We start from the raw sequence: 16,404 nt of genomic DNA on the forward strand, positions 1-16,404 counted from the left end.
TCGCCGGGAGGGCCGTCTATGCGCAGTGTCGTGCGTATGCTGGGGTTGTGGCTGGTCTGTGGCGCGGCGGCCGCGCAGAAGTTCACCGATCCGGAGGACGGCGCGTTCGACATCAGCAACTACCTGCTCAACAACAAGGGCCTGATGCCGGTGCCGGCGCTGATCACCGAGCCGGCGGTGGGCTACGGCGGCGGGTTGATGCTGCTGTATTTCTCCGAGTCGATGTCGGAGGCCGGGCAGAAGGCGCGTGAAAGCGGCGAGGCGCTGGCGCCGCCCAACGTGACGGGCGTGGGCGGCCTGATGACCGAGAACGGGTCGCGCGGCGGCGGGCTGTTCCACTTCCACACCTGGGGCGGCGACCGCTACCGCTATCTGGGCGCCCTGGCCCAGGGGCGCATGAACCTGGATTACTACGGCGCGCTCAACCGCGGCCGCAGTTATGAGTTGAAAGGCACGATGCTGGTGCAGCAGTTGCTGGTCAAGCTTGGCGAGTCGAAATGGTATGCGGGTCCGCGCTATACCTATTTCAACTCGCGCACGACCTTCGCGGGCCAGATGGCGTCCGAGCTCAAGGCCAGCGACGTCACGCGCCGCGTCGGCAAGCTGGGCCTGGTGGTGGACTACGACGGCCGCGACAACATGTTCTATCCGACCCGGGGCGCCTACGCCGAACTCGAGGCGCAGTTCGCGCGGCCGTCGTTCGGCAGCTCGCAGTCCTTCAATACCTATGGCGCGCGCGGCTATGTGTGGCAGCCGCTGGCGCCGCGCTGGACCCTGGGCTTGCGGCTCGACAGCCAGGTCACCAGCGGCTCGGTGCCGTTCTACGCGCAGCCGTATGTCGACCTGCGCGGCGTGTCGCGCGGCCGCTACCAGGACAAGAACGCCCTGGCCACCGAGGTCGAGCTGCGCTGGAACGTGACGCCGCGCTGGTCGGTGCTGGGATTCTCGGGGGTGGGCAAGGCGTATGGCCGCTGGAACCGTTTCAGCGAGGCCACCAACATCGTCAGCGTTGGCGCCGGGTTCCGCTACCTGATCGCGCGCAAGCTGGGCCTGTCGGTGGGCATCGACGTGGCGCACAGCAAGGACCAGAACGCGTTTTACATACAAGTGGGCAGCGCCTGGAGATGAGCGACATGAAAAGCCTGCAATGGCCGCGCGGCGCCGCGCCGGCCCGCTGATCGTCAGGGCCGTCGCGGTCCGCGCGATTGGCGGGCCGGCCTATCTGCTCACGGCCAGGAGCGGTCCGCCGGCGCCCCAGGTGGCGCTCGGCGGCGGCAGGAACGGCCGGGACATCCCCTCAGAAGTTCCAGCGCACGTTCAGGAAGCCGGCGTTCTCGCGGCTGCCGTTGCCGAACTGGCCCTGGTATCCCAGCCCGATCGAGGCATTCCTGGACACCGCGATCTCGGCGCCCAGCTCGGCGATGGCGGCATCGCGCGCCACCGGCGTGCCGGCCACCGTGAACGACGGACCCGAACTGAAGGCCATGGTGCGTTCGGGATCGACATCGCCCATCGCATGGCGCCAGCCCAGGGTGGCCCGCAGGCGGGCCGGGGCGCCGGCGATTTCGGTATCCAGCTTGCCGCGCAGGCCCACGGTGGTGGTGGTGATGTCGTTGCTGTCGCTACCCGCCGACAGCGCCGCCGAACCGCCGTTTTCCGAGAAGCCGCCCATGCGCTGCTTGATCCAGGCCGCGCCGACGAACGGCTCGACCGTGGCCTGCGGCGTCACCGGAATGGCGTAGCCCAGTTCACCGAAGATCTGCGTGGTGTTGCCGTCGTACTTGGTCTTGAGCTCCTGGTTCTGGCCGGCCAGCGTCAGGTCGCGGCGGTTGTCGATCCGGTGCCAGCTGTAGGCCGCGCCCGCCATCAGGTTCCAGGCCGAGCCGCCAGGCTGCACGAACGACTTGCCGCCGAACAGCGAGACGCTGTAGCTGTCGACCTTGGCGCGGGCATTGCGGCTGTCCTGCCAGATGGTGCTGTCCTGGTAGCCCAGCGCCATGCCGACGCGCCAGCCGTCGCCGACGCGGATGTCGCCGCCGGCCTGCACGCCGCCCACGCGCTGCTTGTAGCTGGGCGCGTTGCCGTCGCCATCCTGGCTCTGCCAGTTGCCGATGACTTCGGCCCAGATGTTGCGCTGGCATGAGAAGCGTTGCGCGTAGCCGCCGTTGGTGCGCAGCGCCTCGTCGCAAGGACGGCCGTCCTGCGTGTTCTCGCTTTGCAGGCTGTCGCGCAGGTGGTTCAGGGGCAGGGTGCGGGCCGATTCCGAACCGCGGATCAGCGCCGAGGCCAGCGAGGCGTGGCTGTCGCCGGACAGTTGCTTGAAGGCGGCGGCGGCTTCGTCGGCGGTCAGGCCGAGGAGGGCGCCGTACAGCGACGAGTTGGAGTCGATGCCGCCCAGGGCGCCGGCCACGGCGCGCTGGTTTGGCGTCTGCGCCACCGAGCCGAAGCCGGTCTGGTTGCGGGTGAAGGACACGGTGACGTTGTTCGGGTCGTAGCCGACCGCCGCGTCGACGAAGGCCAGTTGCGGCAGGATGGTGTTGGCGAACACGCCTTGGCGGCCCTGGTTGGCGGTCAGCACCGTGAAGGTGTCGTTGCCGGTCAGCGGGCCGTTGTTGCTCACCTTCAGCGTGCCGCCGAGCGTAGCGGTGCCGGTCACGTGCACATTGGGACCGGCGTTCGGGCCCAGGCCGACCGCCAGCGTCGCGCCCGCGCCGTTGCTGAAGTTGTTGCTGACCTTCAGCCCGCCGCCCGCGCCCGAACCGCTGACCACGGTGCCGGCGTTGGTCAGGCTGGCGATGGTGCCGTAGCCGGACAGGGTGCCGCCGCTGTTGACCTGCACCGCGGCGGGCAGGGTGGCCGGCGCCTGGGCGCTGCCCAGTTGCAGCGTGCCGCCGTTGACCGCGACGGTGCCATTGAAGGTCTGCGAACCACCGACGCCGAGCGAGCCGCCGCCTTGCTTGACGATGGTGCCGGCGCCCGCGAGCGAGCCCGAGAAGGTGCCGTCCGAGCCCTGGTTGAAGACCAGCGTGGCGTTGTTGGTGATGGCGCCCTGCAGGTTGCTGGTGTCGCCGATCAGGGTGCCGGCGTTGACGCGGGTGCCGCCGGTGTAGGTCGACGGCTGGGTCAGCGTCAGCGCGCCGGCGCCATCCTTGACCAGCTGGCCGGCGCCGCTGATGCCGCCGGTCATGGCGCCGTCGGTGCCCTGGTTCATGCGCAGGGTAGTGCCGGCCGCGGTGCTGACGTTGCCCTTGACGCTGGCGCTGTTGCCTTCCAGCGTGCCGCCGGCGATCACCGTGCCGCCGGCATAGGCGTTGACGCCGTTCAGCACCAGCGTGCCGTCGCCTTGCTTGAGCAGCGCGCCGGTGCCGTTGATGGACTGGTTCAGCGTGAACGTCTGGTTGGCCGCGACGATGTCCAGGCCGCCGCCGGTGCCGTCGAGCGAGATCGTGCGGGTGGTGGTGGCGTAGCCGGCATCGGCGATGCGCAGCGTGCCGCCGTTCAGCGAGATCGCGCCGCCATTGCCCAACTGGCTGTCCTGGGTCACCTGCAGCACGCCGCTGCGGATCGAGGTGTTGCCGGTGTAGGTGTTGTTGCCGGCCAGGATCAGCGTGCCGCCGTTGCCTTTCTCGATGCCGCCCGCGCCGGTGATTGGCGCCGCGACGGTGGCGGTGGCGCCAGCCTCGACCCGGAACGGGGTCAGCGCCTGGGCGATGCTGAGCTGCCCGCCGGCGCCCGCGGCCAGCGTGTAGCCGCTGGTCAGGAACTGCACGCCGGTGACCGCCTGGCTGCCGTTCAGGGTGACGGTGCCGCTGGCGCCGGAGAAGGCCGCGTACTTGCCGTTCCAGTTGCTGGCCAGGTTGCCGCTGGCGTCGGTCCAGTTGTTGCCGGCCGCGTCCCAGGTGCCGGTGCCGCCGGCGATCACGCCGTCGGGCGTGGTCTTGGCGCCGTTCCAGAACAGGATCTCGCCCGGCTGGCTTTGCAGCACCAGGTTGACCTGGTTCGGCTGGTTCTGCAGGGTGAGGTTGGCGCTGGTGTAGCCGGACGGCAGGACGCCGTAGGTCAGGCCGGCGCCCGTCATCGTGCCGCCGTACGAGAACAGGCGATAGACGCCCGTGCCGAGGTTGCCGCCGTCGTAGATGTTGAGGATGCCGTTCAGTGCCAGGTTCTGCCCCACGGTCACGGCGGTGGTGGCCGAGTTCGGCGAGCCCAGCGTGAAGTCGAGCTGGGTGCCCGTCGACAGGTTCAGGTTCTGCGCGAACGAGATCGGGTTGCTCGGTGTGCCCGCCACCAGGTGCGCGCCGTTGCCCAGCGTGACGTCGGTGGCGACCGAGCCCGAGCCGCCCAGGGAACCGCCGGCGTTGACCGTGACGTTGCCGCCGCCCAGCGTGCCGTTGACCAGCAGCGTGCCGCCGTTGACGGTGGTGCCGCCGCCGACCGTGTTGTTGCCGGTCAGCGTCAGGTTGGCCGTGCCGTCCTTGGTCAGCGTGCCGGTGTTGTTGCCGGTGGTGGTGATGTTGCCGCCGTAGGTGCCGTCGGTGCCGGTCTGGTTGAAGATCAGCGCGCTGCCATCGACGATGTTGATGTTGCCTTGCAGGCTGGTGGCGTTGCCTGCCAGCGTGCCGGCGTTGATGGTGGTGCCGCCGGTGTAGCTGTTGGCGCCGGTCAGGGTGACCGTGCCGCCGCCGTTCTTGGTCAGGCTGCCGCCGCCGGAAATCGCGCCGCCGAAGCTGCCGTTGTCGCCCGTGCCCTGGTTGAACACCAGGTTGGTGCCGGCCGCGGTGCCGATGGCGCCGGTCAGGCTGTGGGTGTCGCCGACCAGCGTGCCGCCCGTCAACGTGGTGCCGCCGGTGTACTGGTTCTGGCCGCTCAGCGTCAGCGTGCCGGCGCCGGCCTTGGTCAGGCTGCCGCCGCCGGTGATGTCGCCCGACAGCGTCAGGTCGTTGGCGCCGGACACGGTCAGCGCGGCGCCCAGGTTGACCAGGTTGCCCAGCGCGACGCCGGGCGCGCCAGCCTGCAACGTGCTGGCGCCGGTGACGGACAGGCCGCCGCTGCCCAGCGCGGCGTTGCCGCCGGCGACCAGCGTGCCGCCGGCCAGCGTGGTGCCGCCGGTGTAGGTGTTGGCGCCGTTGAGGGTCAGCGTGGACGTGCCGCTCTTGACCAGCGGGCCGCTGCCGTCGATCGCGCCGGCCAGCGTCAGGCTGTCGCTGCCGTTGACCGTCACGCTGCCGCCCAGGGTCACGTTGTTGCCCAGGCTGGCGTTGCCCAGGCCGCTCAGCGTGGTGCCGGCCGCGGCCGTCAGGTCGCCGGTGCCGAGCGCGCTGCTGCCGCCCACGACCAGCGTGCCGCCCGACAGGGTGGTGCCGCCACCGTAGTTGTTGGCGCCGGTCAGGGTCAGTACGCCGTTGCCGGTCTTGTCGAGGTCGCCGGCGCCGGTGATGGCGCCGCTCAGGCCCAGGTTGGCGCCGGTGACGGTGGTGGTGCCGGCGCCGAGCGTGATGGCGTTGGCCAGGGTCACCGGGGCGGTGGCGGACAGGGTGGTGCCGCCGGTGGTCGTGAGGGTGCCGCTGCCCAGCGCGCCGTTGTTGCCCACCGCCAGCGTACCGGCGTTCAACTGCACGCCGCCGCCGAAGCTGTTGGCGTTGCCCAGCGTCAGGGTGCTGGCGCCATTCTTGACCAGGCCGCCGCTGCCGCTGACGGCGCCCGCCAGGGTCAGGTCGTTGGAACCCGGCAAGGTCAGGGCGCCATTGAGCACGACGGCGTTCTGCAGTTGCACCGGCGCGCTGGCATCGAGCTGCGTGCCGCCGGCGGCGATCAGGCTGCCGGTGCCCAGCGCGGTGTTGCTGCCCACGGTGATCTGCCCGGCCGTCAGTTGCGTGTTGCCCTGGTAGCTGTTGTTGCCCGCCAGCGTCAGGGTGCCCGTGCCGGTCTTGACCAGGCCGCCGGCGCCCGACAGATTGCCGCCCAGCGTCAGGGCCTGGCTGCTCTGGACCGTCAGGTCGCCTTGCAGCGCGGCGTTGTTGGCCAGCGTCAGCGCGGTGTCGTTGGCCAGCGTGGTGCCGGCCGCGGCCGTCAGCACGCCGGCGCCGAGCGCGGTGTTGTTGCCGACCTTGAGGGTGCCGGCCTGCAACTGGGTGCCGCCCACATAGGTGTTGGCGCCGTTCAGCACCAGGGTGCCCGTGCCGGTCTTGGTCAGCGTGCCGGCCGTGGCCGTGCCGGAGACCACGCCGTTCGCGGTATAGACCGCGGCCGCGTCGGCGACGTCGACGCCGCCAGCCCCTTCCAGGGTCCAGGCGCGGCCCGTGGTGCCCGGCGCCGTGCCGGCATAGCGCAGCGTGCCGCCGGCGAAGACGACGCCGTTGGCGGCGTTGCCCAACTGGTTGTCGGCGCTGATCTGCAGCACGCCGCCTTCGAGGCGGGTGTTGCCGATGTAGGTGTTGGCCTGGGTGAAGATCAGGGTGCCGGCATCGCGCTTGGCGATATCGACGTTGCCGCCCAGCACGGTGTCGAGCGTGGCGGTGGCGTTGGGCTCGACCCGCAGGGTCGCCACGCCGTCGCTGCCGGCCTGCGCGGTCAGGCCGCCGGCGCCGGTGACGATGTAGCCGTCGGTGGAGAACTGCAAGCCCTGGAACTGCTGGTTGGTGGCGACCGTGACGGTGTCGGCGGTGCCCTGGAACACGCCGAACTTGCCGCCCCAGGCTTCCGCCGCCATCGTGGTGGCGTTGCGCCAGGTGGTGCCCGCGGTGGTCCAGGCGCCGCTGCCGCCTTGCCAGAACTGGATCTCGCCCGCGCTGGACTGGTTCAGCACGTTGACCTGGCCGCTGATGCCGGTCTGCAGGCTCAGGTTCGGCGAGGCGCCGGCGCCCAGCGCCAGGCCGGCGGTGTTGCCGGCGCCGCTGTACGTCACGATGCGATAGACGCCGACGCCGAAGCCGGGCGCCTGGGTGACGTTGACCTTGCCGTTGAGGGTGACGTCGCCATACACGTTGACCAGGCTGCCGGAATAGGGCGCGCCCAGCAGCGCATCGATGCTGGAGCTGCTGTCGACCGTCAGCGAACCGAACGTCAGGCCGCCGGGGTTGGCGGAGCTGACCGCCAGGCTGCCGCCATTGAGGATCGACACATTGCCGCTGGCCGTGCCGCTGCCGGTCAGCGTCGAGCCGGCGCCATTGACGTTGACGTTGGCATTGGCCAGCGAGCCGGTCAGGTTGACCGTGCCGCCGTTGACGTTGAAGTTGCCGCTGTTGGTGCTGGTGCCGCCCAGCGTCAGGGTGCCCGTGCCCGTCTTGGTGATATTGCCGGCGCCGGCCAGCACGCCGCCGAAGAGGCTGTCGCTGGCGCTGCCGAGCGAGACGTTGGCGCCGGCCTGCAGGACGCCGTTGCCCGTCAGGCTGGCGATGGATTCGGAGCCGGTCAGTTGCAGGGTGGCGCCGCTGTCGATGCGCACGCCCGATGCGGAACTGATGGCGTTGCCGCCCGCCGCGATCAGCGTGCCTTGCGCCACGCCGATGCCGCCGGACAGCGTGTTGCCGCCGCTCAGCGTCAGGCTGCCCGCGCCGGTTTTCTCAAGATTGCCCGCGCCCGACAGCACATTGGCGAAGGTGCCGTTGCTGCCCTGGTTGAGGGTCAGCGTGGTGTTGGCGGCGGTCGCGACGTTGCCGCGGATGCTGCCGGTGTCGCCGGTCAGGCCGCCCGCGTTCAACTGGGTGTTGCCGGTGTAGGTGTTGGCGCCCGTCAGGGTGAGCGTGCCGCTGCCTTCCTTGATCAGGCCGCCGGCGCCGCCGATGACGCCGGCCAGGGTCCAGTTGCCCGCGCCATTGGCGGTGAGGGTGTTGTTGAGCGTGACGTTGTTGGCCAGCGTGACGCCGTCGGCGGCGGTCAGGTTGGCCGCGCCGCTGACCGTCAGGGCGCCGGTGCCCAGCGCGGTGTTGCTGTTGGCGGCCAGCGTGCCGCTGGCCAGCGTGGTGCCGCCCGCGTAGTTGTTGTTGCCCGACAGCGTCAGGGTGCCGCTGCCATTCTTCACCAGGCCGTTCGCGCCGCTGACGGCGCCGCCCAGCGTGATGTCGTTGGCGCCGGCCACGGTCAGGTTGGCGCCGGTCAACGCGACGGCGTTGGCCAGCGTGACGGCCTGGGTGCTGTCCAGCGTCGAGGCGCCCGTCACGGTCAGGGCGCCGCTGCCCAGGGCCTGGTCCGAGCCCACGCGCAGGCCGCCCTGGGCCAGCGTGACGCCGCCCTGGAAGGTATTGGCGCCGCTCAGGGTCAGCGTGTTGGCGCCTTGCTTGACGAGCGATCCGCCGCCCGAGACGATGCCGTTCAGCGCCACGTCCTGCGCGCCGGAGACCGTCAGCGCGGCGCCGTTGAGCGTCACGTTGTTGGCCAGGGCCACGCCGGTCAGCGACTGCAGCGTGCTGGCGCCGTTGACCGTCAGGTCGCCCGTGCCCAGCGAGGTGTTGGCGCCCACCACCAGGTTGCCGCCGCTGATCTGGGTGCCGCCGCCGAACGTATTGGCGCCGGCCAGCGTCAGGGTACCGGCGCCGTTGGCAACGAGGCCGCCGGCGCCGCCGATCGTGCCGGCCAGGGCCAGGTCATTGGTGAGGTCGAGCGCCAGGCTCTGGTTGAGCGTCACGTTGTTGTTCAGCGTGAGCGCCTGGGTCGAACCGAGCGTGGCCGCGCCGGTGACCGTCAGGTCGCCGCTGCCCAGCGCCGCGCCGTTGCCGACCCGCAGGGTGCCGGCGGCCAGGGTGGTGCCGCCCTGGTAGGTGTTGGCGCTGTTCAGCGTCAGGGTCGAGCTGCCGCTCTTGAGCAGCGAGCCCGCGCCATCGATGGCGCCCGACAGCGTCAGGTCGCGCGCGCCGTTGACGGTCAGCGCGTTGTTCAGCGTCACGTTGTTGGCCAGCGCGATGGCCGGGCCGCCGGTGGCGCCGGCAAGCGTGGCGGCGCCGTTGACCTGCAACGCGCCCGTGCCGAGCGCCGTGTTGGAACCCACTACCAGGTTGCCGCCATTGAGCTGCGTGCCGCCCTGGTAGGTGTTGGCGCCCGTCAGGGTCAGGCTGCGGCCGGCCGCGCCGACGATCAGGCCGCCAGCGCCATCGATCACGCCGGACAGCGTGGCGTCATGCGTCTGCGCCAGCGTCAGGTTGGCGCCGCTGGCCACCGTGATGGCATTGCCCAGCGACAGGTCGACGCGGCCGTCGAGCGCGGCGTTGCCATTGACCGCCAGCGGGCCCAGGCCCAGGGCCTGGTTGTTGCCCAGCAGCAGGGTGCCGCTGTTCAACTGGGTGCCGGCATGGGTGTTGATGCCGTTCAGCGTCAACGTGCCGCTGCCCGATTTGATCAAGCTGCCGGCGCCGCCGATGGCGCCGTTCAGCGTCAGGTCGCCGCTGCCGCCGGTGGTCAGGTTGGCGCCCAGCGCCACGTTGTTGGCCAGGGCGACGGTGCCGTCCGACAGCAGGCTGGAGGCGCCGGCGACGGTCAGCGCGCCCGTGCCCAGCGCGGTGTTGCTGCCGACGCGGATCGCGCCCGCCGACAAGGTGGTGCCGCCAGCATAGCTGTTGGCGCCATTGAGCGTCAGCGTGCCGTTGCCCTGCTTGGCCAGGGCGCCGGTGGTGCCGGCGACGACGCCGTTGAGCGTCAGGTCGTTCGAGCCCAGGTTGGTGAGCGTGGTGCCAGCGCCGATGAAGACATCGTTGGCCAGCGTCACCGCGGCGGTGCTGTCGAGCGCGCCCGAGCCGTTGATGTTGAACGAACCGCTGCCCAGCGCGGTATTGCTGCCGACCGATACCGTGCCGGCCACCAGCGTGACGCCGCCGATGGCGCTGTTGTTGCCGCCCAGCGCCAGCGTGCCGGCGCCCAGCTTGGTCACGCGGCCCGCGCCCGTCAGGGCCTGGTTCAGGGTGAAGACATTGCCGGCGTCGGCGATATCGAAGCCGGCGCCCGCGCCGACGTCGATGGCGCGGCTGGTGCCGGTGTAGCCGGTGCCGGTCACGCGCAGCGTGCCGCCCGCGAAGGCGAGCGCGCCGCTGGCGTCGCCAAGGTTGTTGTCGGCGCCGACCTGGAGCACGCCTTCGCTGATCAGCGTGCCGCCGGTATAGGTGTTGGCGCCGCCCAGCACCAGCGTGCCGAGGTCGCGCTTCTGCAGTTGGCCGGCGCCCTTGATGGCGCTGTTGACGGTGCCGGTCATGGTCGGATCGACGCGGAACGTATTCGGCCCCGTGGCCAGTTGCAGGCCGCCGCCATTGAGGGTGTAGCCGTCGGTGAAGAACTGCATGCCGGTCACGGCCTGGTCGCCGGTGACCGTGACGTTGCCGCCGGCCGTGCCGCCGAACACGGCGTACTGGCCGCCCCAGGGCTGCGACAGGTTGCCCGCCTGATCGGTCCAGTTGGTCTGGCCCGCCACCCAGGTGCCACTGCCGCCGGCCAGCACGCCGTCGGCGGCGGTCTTGGCGCCGTTCCAGAATTGCACGTTGTTGCCGCCCGCGGCCACCACCAGGTTCACCTGCTGGTTCACCGCCGTCTGGATCTGCAGGTTGGCGGGCAGGGTGCCCGGCGGCAGGCTGCCCAGCGCCAGTCCGTTGTTGGTCAGCGTGCCGGTGTAGCCCAGCAGGCGATACACGCCCACGCCGAAGCCGCCTTTGTCGGTCACGTTGAGATTGCCGTTGAGTGTCACGTTGCCGTTGACCTGCACCAGCGCCTGCGGCGTCGGCGCGCCCAGCGAGACGTTGAATTGCGAGCCGGCGCTCATCGCCAGGCCGCCCAGCGTCAGCGTCTGGCCGGTGGTGCCGGTCAGCGCGCCGCCGGTGGCGATATTGGCCACGCCGGCCACCGTGCCCGTGCCGCCCAGGCTGGCGCCCGCGCCCACATTGACCTGCGAGCTGGCCAGCGAGCCGGTGACATTCAGGCTGCCGCCGGCCACGTTGAACAGGCCAGTCTGCGTATTCACGCCCGAGAGCGTCAGCGCGCCGGTACCGTTCTTGACGATGTTGCCGGCGCCGCTGAGGACGCCGCCAAAGACCGAATCGACATTGTTCTGCCCCATCTGCACCGTGGCGCTGGCGCCCAGCGCCAGGTTGCCGGCGCCGCTGAGCGAGCCGAACGTCTCGCTGTCGGCCAGCCGCAGCGTGCTGCCGGCCGCCAGGTTGACGGCGAGGTTGTCGGCCAGCGCCTGTCCGCCGCGCGTTTCGACGGTGCCCGACAGCAGGTTCAGGCCGCCGGTGAAGGTGTTGATGCCGTTCAGGATCAGCGTGGTGTTGTTGCCCAGCACGTCGACGCTGCCGCTGCCGCTGATGGCGCCGCTGTAGGTCGCGTTGGCGCCTTGCGCCAGCACCAGCTTGCTGTTGTTGAGCACGCTGGCGCCCAGGCTGCCGGTGCCCGCCTGCAGCACGCCGGCATTGATGGTGGTGTTGCCGAAGCTGTTGGCGCCGGTCAGCGTCAGGGTGCCGGCGCCGTTCTTGATCAGATTGCCGGCGCCGTTGATGGCGCCGTACAGGCCGATGTTGTTGCCGCTGTCCACGGTCAGGTTGCCGTTCAGGGCGACGCTGTTGGTGAAGTTGCGGTTCGCGGTGCTTTGCAGCGTGGCGTTGCCGCCGACGGTCAACTGGCCGCTGCCCAGCGCCGTATCGCTGGCGGCGACCAGCGTGCCGGCATTGAGGGTGACGCCGCCGGCGTGGCTGTTGTTGCCCGACAGCGTGAGAATGCCGTTGTCGTTCAGGGTCAGGCCGCCGGCGCCGCTCACCGCGCCGGACAGCGTCAGCCCCTGGCCGCCGGTGTTCACGCCGAGACCCGCGCCCAGGCGGATGTTGTTGGCCACGCTCAGGCCGCCCGCGGCCAGCGTGGCCGCGCCTTGCACGTCCAGCAGTCCGGTGCCCAGCGCCTGGCCGTTGCCCAGCGTCAGGGTGCCGGCGTTGAGCAGCACGCCGCCGGAATGGGTGTTCTGGGTCGCCAGTGTCAGGTTGGCGCCGCCGTTCTTGATGAGCTGGCCGCTGCCCGAGAGGGCCCCCGCCAGGGTCAGGTCCTGCGAACCGAGGACCGACAGGTTGTCGTTCAGCACGAACTGGTTGCCGAGGCTGACGGCCGCGCCGGCATCGAGCGCGGTGGCGCTCTGCACCGTGGCCGTGCCCGTGCCCAGCGCGTTGTTGGCGCCGGCCACGATGGTGCCGCCGTTGAGCGTGGCGCCGCCGAACGTGTTGCCGGCATTGAGCGTCAGGGTGCCGCTGCCGGTCTTCACCAGCGAGCCGCCCGCGCCGGACAGCGCGCCATTGAGCGTCAGGTTGTTGCTGCCGGCGATGGTCAGCGCATTGCTCAATGCGAACGTGTTGGACAGCGCGATGTTGTTGGCCAGGCTCGACAGGGTCACGGCGCCATTGACCGTGACGCCGCCGCTGCCCAGCGCGGTGTTGCTGCCGACGTTCACGGCGCCGCCGCTGAGGGTGGCGCCGCCGCCGAACGTGTTGGCGCCGTTGAGCGTCAGCGTGCCCGCGCCGCTCTTGACCAGCGAGCCGGTGGCGCCGCTCAGCAGCCCGTTCAGCGTCAGGTCGTTGGCGCCGTTGAGCGTCAACGTGTTGTTCAGCACGATGGCGTTCTGCAGCGCCACCGACGTGGTCGAGGCCAACGTCGCGGCGCCGTTCACCGTCAGCGCGCCGGTGCCGAGCGCGTTGTTGTTGCCCACCACCAGGCCGCCCGCGTTGATCTGCGTCGCGGCGTGGCTGTTGGCGCCGCTCAGGGTCAGCACGCCGGCGCCATTCTTGACCAGAGTGCCGGCGCCTGACAGATTGCCCGAGAGCGCCAGGTTGCCGGCGTTGGTCAAGGCCAGGTTGGCGCCCAGCCCGATGTTGTTGCCGATGCTGGTGGCGCCCACGGCCTGCAGCGCGGCGGCGCCATAGACCGCCAGGTCGCCCAGGCCGAGCGCGGTGTTCGTGCCCAGGATCAGCGTGCCGCCGCCCAGCCGGGTGCCGCCCGTGTGCGCGTTGGCGCCATTGAGCGTCAGCGTGCCGGTGCCCGACTTGTCCAGGTAGCCCGCGCCGCTGGTGGCGCCGGACAGCGTCAGGCTGTTGGCGCCCTGGATGCCCAGGCCGTTGGCGCCGAGCGCGATGGCATTGCTCAGCGACAGCGCCTGGGTGCTGGCGATGGCGCCGCCGTTGGCGCTCAGCGTGCCGCTGCCGAAGGCGCCGGCATTGTCGAAATTGACCAGGCCGCCGTTGAGGGTGGCCCGCGCGGCCACCAGCGGGCCGCTGACGTTCCAGGTGCCGCCGTTGACGACCAGGTTGTTGAAATTGATGTACGTGGCGGAACTGGCGGCGCCGGCGCCGCTGGTGCCGCTGGCGCCCGGGTTCTGCAGCACCAGGGTGTTGTTGCCGCCGGCGCCGCCGTCGACCACGCCCAGCGCCGAGAAGTTCAATGCCAGGCTGACGTCCAGCCCGCCCAGGCCGACGCCAACGCCGATGCCCGTGGCGCCGCCCTGGCTCACCGAGGACCCGGTCACCGCCGTGAAGGTGTTGGTGCTGTTGATCCCCATGTGCACGCTGCCGTTGATCGTGCCGGCGTTGGTGAACGTGTTGCCCGAAACGGAACGGCCCAGGCCGACGCGGCCATTGATGACTGCGCCGGCCGCGTTGGTCACGGTGATCGGGGCGCCGCCATAGGCCGCGATCACGGGGCTGCTCAGCAGGGCCGTCAGGTCGGGCAACAGGCCGGGGCGGATCTCGATGAGGTTGGTGTTGGTGATGTTGATGGTGCCGGTGGCGTCGCTCATCGCCACCAACGCCGCGCCGCCCACGCCGGTCAGGATCGGCAGGCCGAGCACGGACAGGCCGGTGCCGCGCAGCAGGCCGTTGTTGTTGACGACCACCGCGCCGCCATTGGCGAGGTTGCCCAGTTGCGCGCCGGACGCGCCCAGGCTAAGCAGGGCGCCCAACCCCAGGCCGGGGTCGATGGCGCCCTGGTTGGTCAGGCTGGTGTTCTTGCCGCTCAGGGTGATCGAGGGGCCGAGCAGCGCGGATGAGGACTGTCCGCTGGCGGTGACCAGCACCGAGGCGCCATTCACGCTGCTGTTGACGGTATTGGTATGGGGAAACGGGAGCAGGACGACGGCATCGTTGCACAGGATCGATGTGCCGGAGGTGGTGCACGCCAGCGCGGCTGGCACGGGGGCCAGCAGCAGGATCAACACCTGCCATGCGTCATTGAAGGTAGGGAACGAAAAGCCATGCCGGTGGCCAGGTTTCATCTCAGCTCCAGAAACACAATGAACCTTTCCTGGAGGACCGGATCGCCAACCTGCCCGGTGCCTGGAAAAGGCGATTGCTGCACATCGGGAAGCGCGAGCGGCGGTGGTTTTATATTGGTGCCGCTTTTAAACCTGGAGTCAGTTTGAAAGGAATCCGGCGAGATAATCTTTAAGAATCTTGCGTGAATAGTAACTATTATTTTCAGAATTCAGACGAATTCTCTCATGCTGATACTTTCAAATAGATACTAAAATTACTAATTGATAATTTGGGTGAAAACAATCGAGATTGCGTGAGAGTGACTCAATAAAATCGATTGAGTGGATATTTTGAAATTCTAATAATTATTCAAAGAGACGGCTTCGTGGCGTCTAATTCTTTTAAAAGTCGGCAATTAAACAAAAACGGCGTGATGCCTTTTTCTGTGGGATTTGTTTTTCATCGGCCCGGCTGACGCACGGGAATGATTTTTGCTGGCCGATTTCGTGTGTTGCGAAATGGTGACCCCGAATAACTCGTAAGTTTTCGAATAATTGTCCGGTATTACACCGGTGAGTTTTCAGGGGCGCTGGATGCAACAATTGCTGCGTGATGCAACGGCCTGGCGGTAATACGCAGCGGCGTGAATACTATCCAGGTATGGCGCCATGCGGCGCGTGAATCAATCCGCCTCGACGGGCGTGGACATCCATCGCAATATGAAGCGCGCGCCGCCCAGCGGGCTTTCGCGCACCTCGATGGTGCCCTTGTGGCTGGCGGCCACGCGCTTGACGATGGCCAGGCCCAGGCCGGCGCCGCCGGTGCCACGGTCGCGGCTTTCGTCGAGCCGGATGAAGGGTTCGAAAATGCGCTCGCGGTCGGCGGGCGCGACGCCGGGGCCGTCGTCGTCGACGATCAGTTCGTAGCCGCCCGCCGGGCAGCTGGTCAGCGAGATCTCGATGCGCGCGCTGGCATAGCGCACGGCGTTCTGCACCAGGTTCAGCAGGGCGCGGCTCATGTAGCGCGGATGCAGCTGCACATGCGCGGGCAGGCCGTCGCGCACGTGGCAACGCACGCCGCGCGCGTCGGCCTGGTGCGCCACCTGCGCCAGCGCTTCGCCGAGCCAGTCGCGCACGTCCACGGTTTCCTGCTTGACGACGTCGTCGGCGGGGCGCTCCAGCCGCGCGTACACCAGCAGTTCGTCGACCATGGTTTCGAGCTCGTGGATATCGGTGCGCATGTCGTGCAGGATCTGCTCGCGCCGCGCCTGGAATTTTTCCTGGCCCAGCATGTCGACCTCGAACGACAACCGCGCCAGCGGCGTGCGCAATTCATGCGAGACGGCGTTCGTCAGGCTGCGCTGGTTTTCCACCAGCGCCGAAATGCGTTCGGCCATCTGGTTGAAACTCTCGCCGACGTGGCGGATGCCGGAGAAATGCGACAGCCGCGCGCGCACGCCCAGGTCGCCCTGGCCCATGCGCAGCGTGGCGTTGCGCAAGGCATCGAGGTCGCGCCACACCGGCAGCGCCCACAACAGCAGCAGCACCGCGGCCAGTACCATGCTCAGCGCCAGCCAGGCGCCCCACGTGACCCACTTTTCCAGCGTCGGTTCGCCGGGCAGGCGCATCTCCAGCCATTGCCGCGGTTCGCCGGGCAGGGGAGCGAGATAGGTGTTGTATTCGTCGCGCATGATGAAGCCGCGCGTGGCCAGATCCTGCTTTTCCTGGTCGGTGGCCTCGATCCGTTCCGGCGTCACCAACTTCAACTCCAGGCCATAGTGTGGACGCAGGGAATCGCGGATGAAGGCGGCGCGTGATTCGGGCTCGATCGGATCGAGCTCTTTATGCAGTGCGTACATCTGGCCGCGCACGGCCTGGTAGGACAGGTCGGCGCTGATCGAGTCGAGCAGATAACCCAGGCTGCGGTTCACCAGTTGCGACGCGGCGATATAGGCAATGGCGGCGACCACGAAAATGCGGATCGTGAATTTGAGCATGCTGGTATTCCTGTGGGCGCGAGAGCCGCACATCTGCCGCCCTGGATGATGTCCGGCCATCGCGGCGGGCCGCTGAATCATACATAACCGCGTTCCGGTCATCCAACGGATTTTGTATGGAAATTGTGAATAGTCATGCAGTAATCTGGTGACGCCCGGCCGCCTGAATGATTGAAACTGCCACGCCGCCCGGCTATAAGCTTGAATCAC

Annotated in this window: 3 protein-coding genes; 1 reads left to right on the top strand and 2 read right to left on the bottom strand. The window is 69.2% G+C overall.

Features of this window, described 5'->3' with window-relative positions; genetic code table 11:
* Nucleotides 1-36: 36 nt before the first annotated feature.
* A complete protein-coding gene (locus tag AC1HFW_RS07875; RefSeq protein WP_061071293.1) occupies nucleotides 37-1,128 on the top strand; it encodes a BamA/TamA family outer membrane protein in 1,092 nt (363 codons plus the stop codon).
* A 169-nt stretch (nucleotides 1,129-1,297) separates the two neighbouring features.
* Here the strand turns inward: AC1HFW_RS07875 and AC1HFW_RS07880 are convergent, their stop codons facing one another.
* Nucleotides 1,298-14,218, bottom strand: a complete 12,921-nt coding sequence (locus AC1HFW_RS07880; protein ID WP_479282570.1) for an autotransporter-associated beta strand repeat-containing protein — start codon at nucleotides 14,216-14,218, stop codon at nucleotides 1,298-1,300.
* 662 nt (nucleotides 14,219-14,880) lie between these two features.
* Entirely contained in the window at nucleotides 14,881-16,194 is a 1,314-nt protein-coding gene (locus AC1HFW_RS07885; RefSeq protein WP_006394912.1) for an ATP-binding protein, read from the bottom strand.
* Between the last annotated feature and the right edge of the window lie 210 nt (nucleotides 16,195-16,404).

The sequence above is a fragment of the Achromobacter sp. ISS7 genome, from assembly GCF_056523125.1.

What these genes read in the sequence shown, in the direction of transcription:
- AC1HFW_RS07885 (WP_006394912.1), bottom strand. Translation starts at nt 16,194, where the DNA reads ATGCTCAAATTCACGATCCGCATTTTCGTGGTCGCCGCCATTGCCTAT.
- AC1HFW_RS07880 (WP_479282570.1), bottom strand. Translation starts at nt 14,218, where the DNA reads ATGAAACCTGGCCACCGGCATGGCTTTTCGTTCCCTACCTTCAATGAC.
- AC1HFW_RS07875 (WP_061071293.1), top strand. Translation starts at nt 37, where the DNA reads ATGCTGGGGTTGTGGCTGGTCTGTGGCGCGGCGGCCGCGCAGAAGTTC.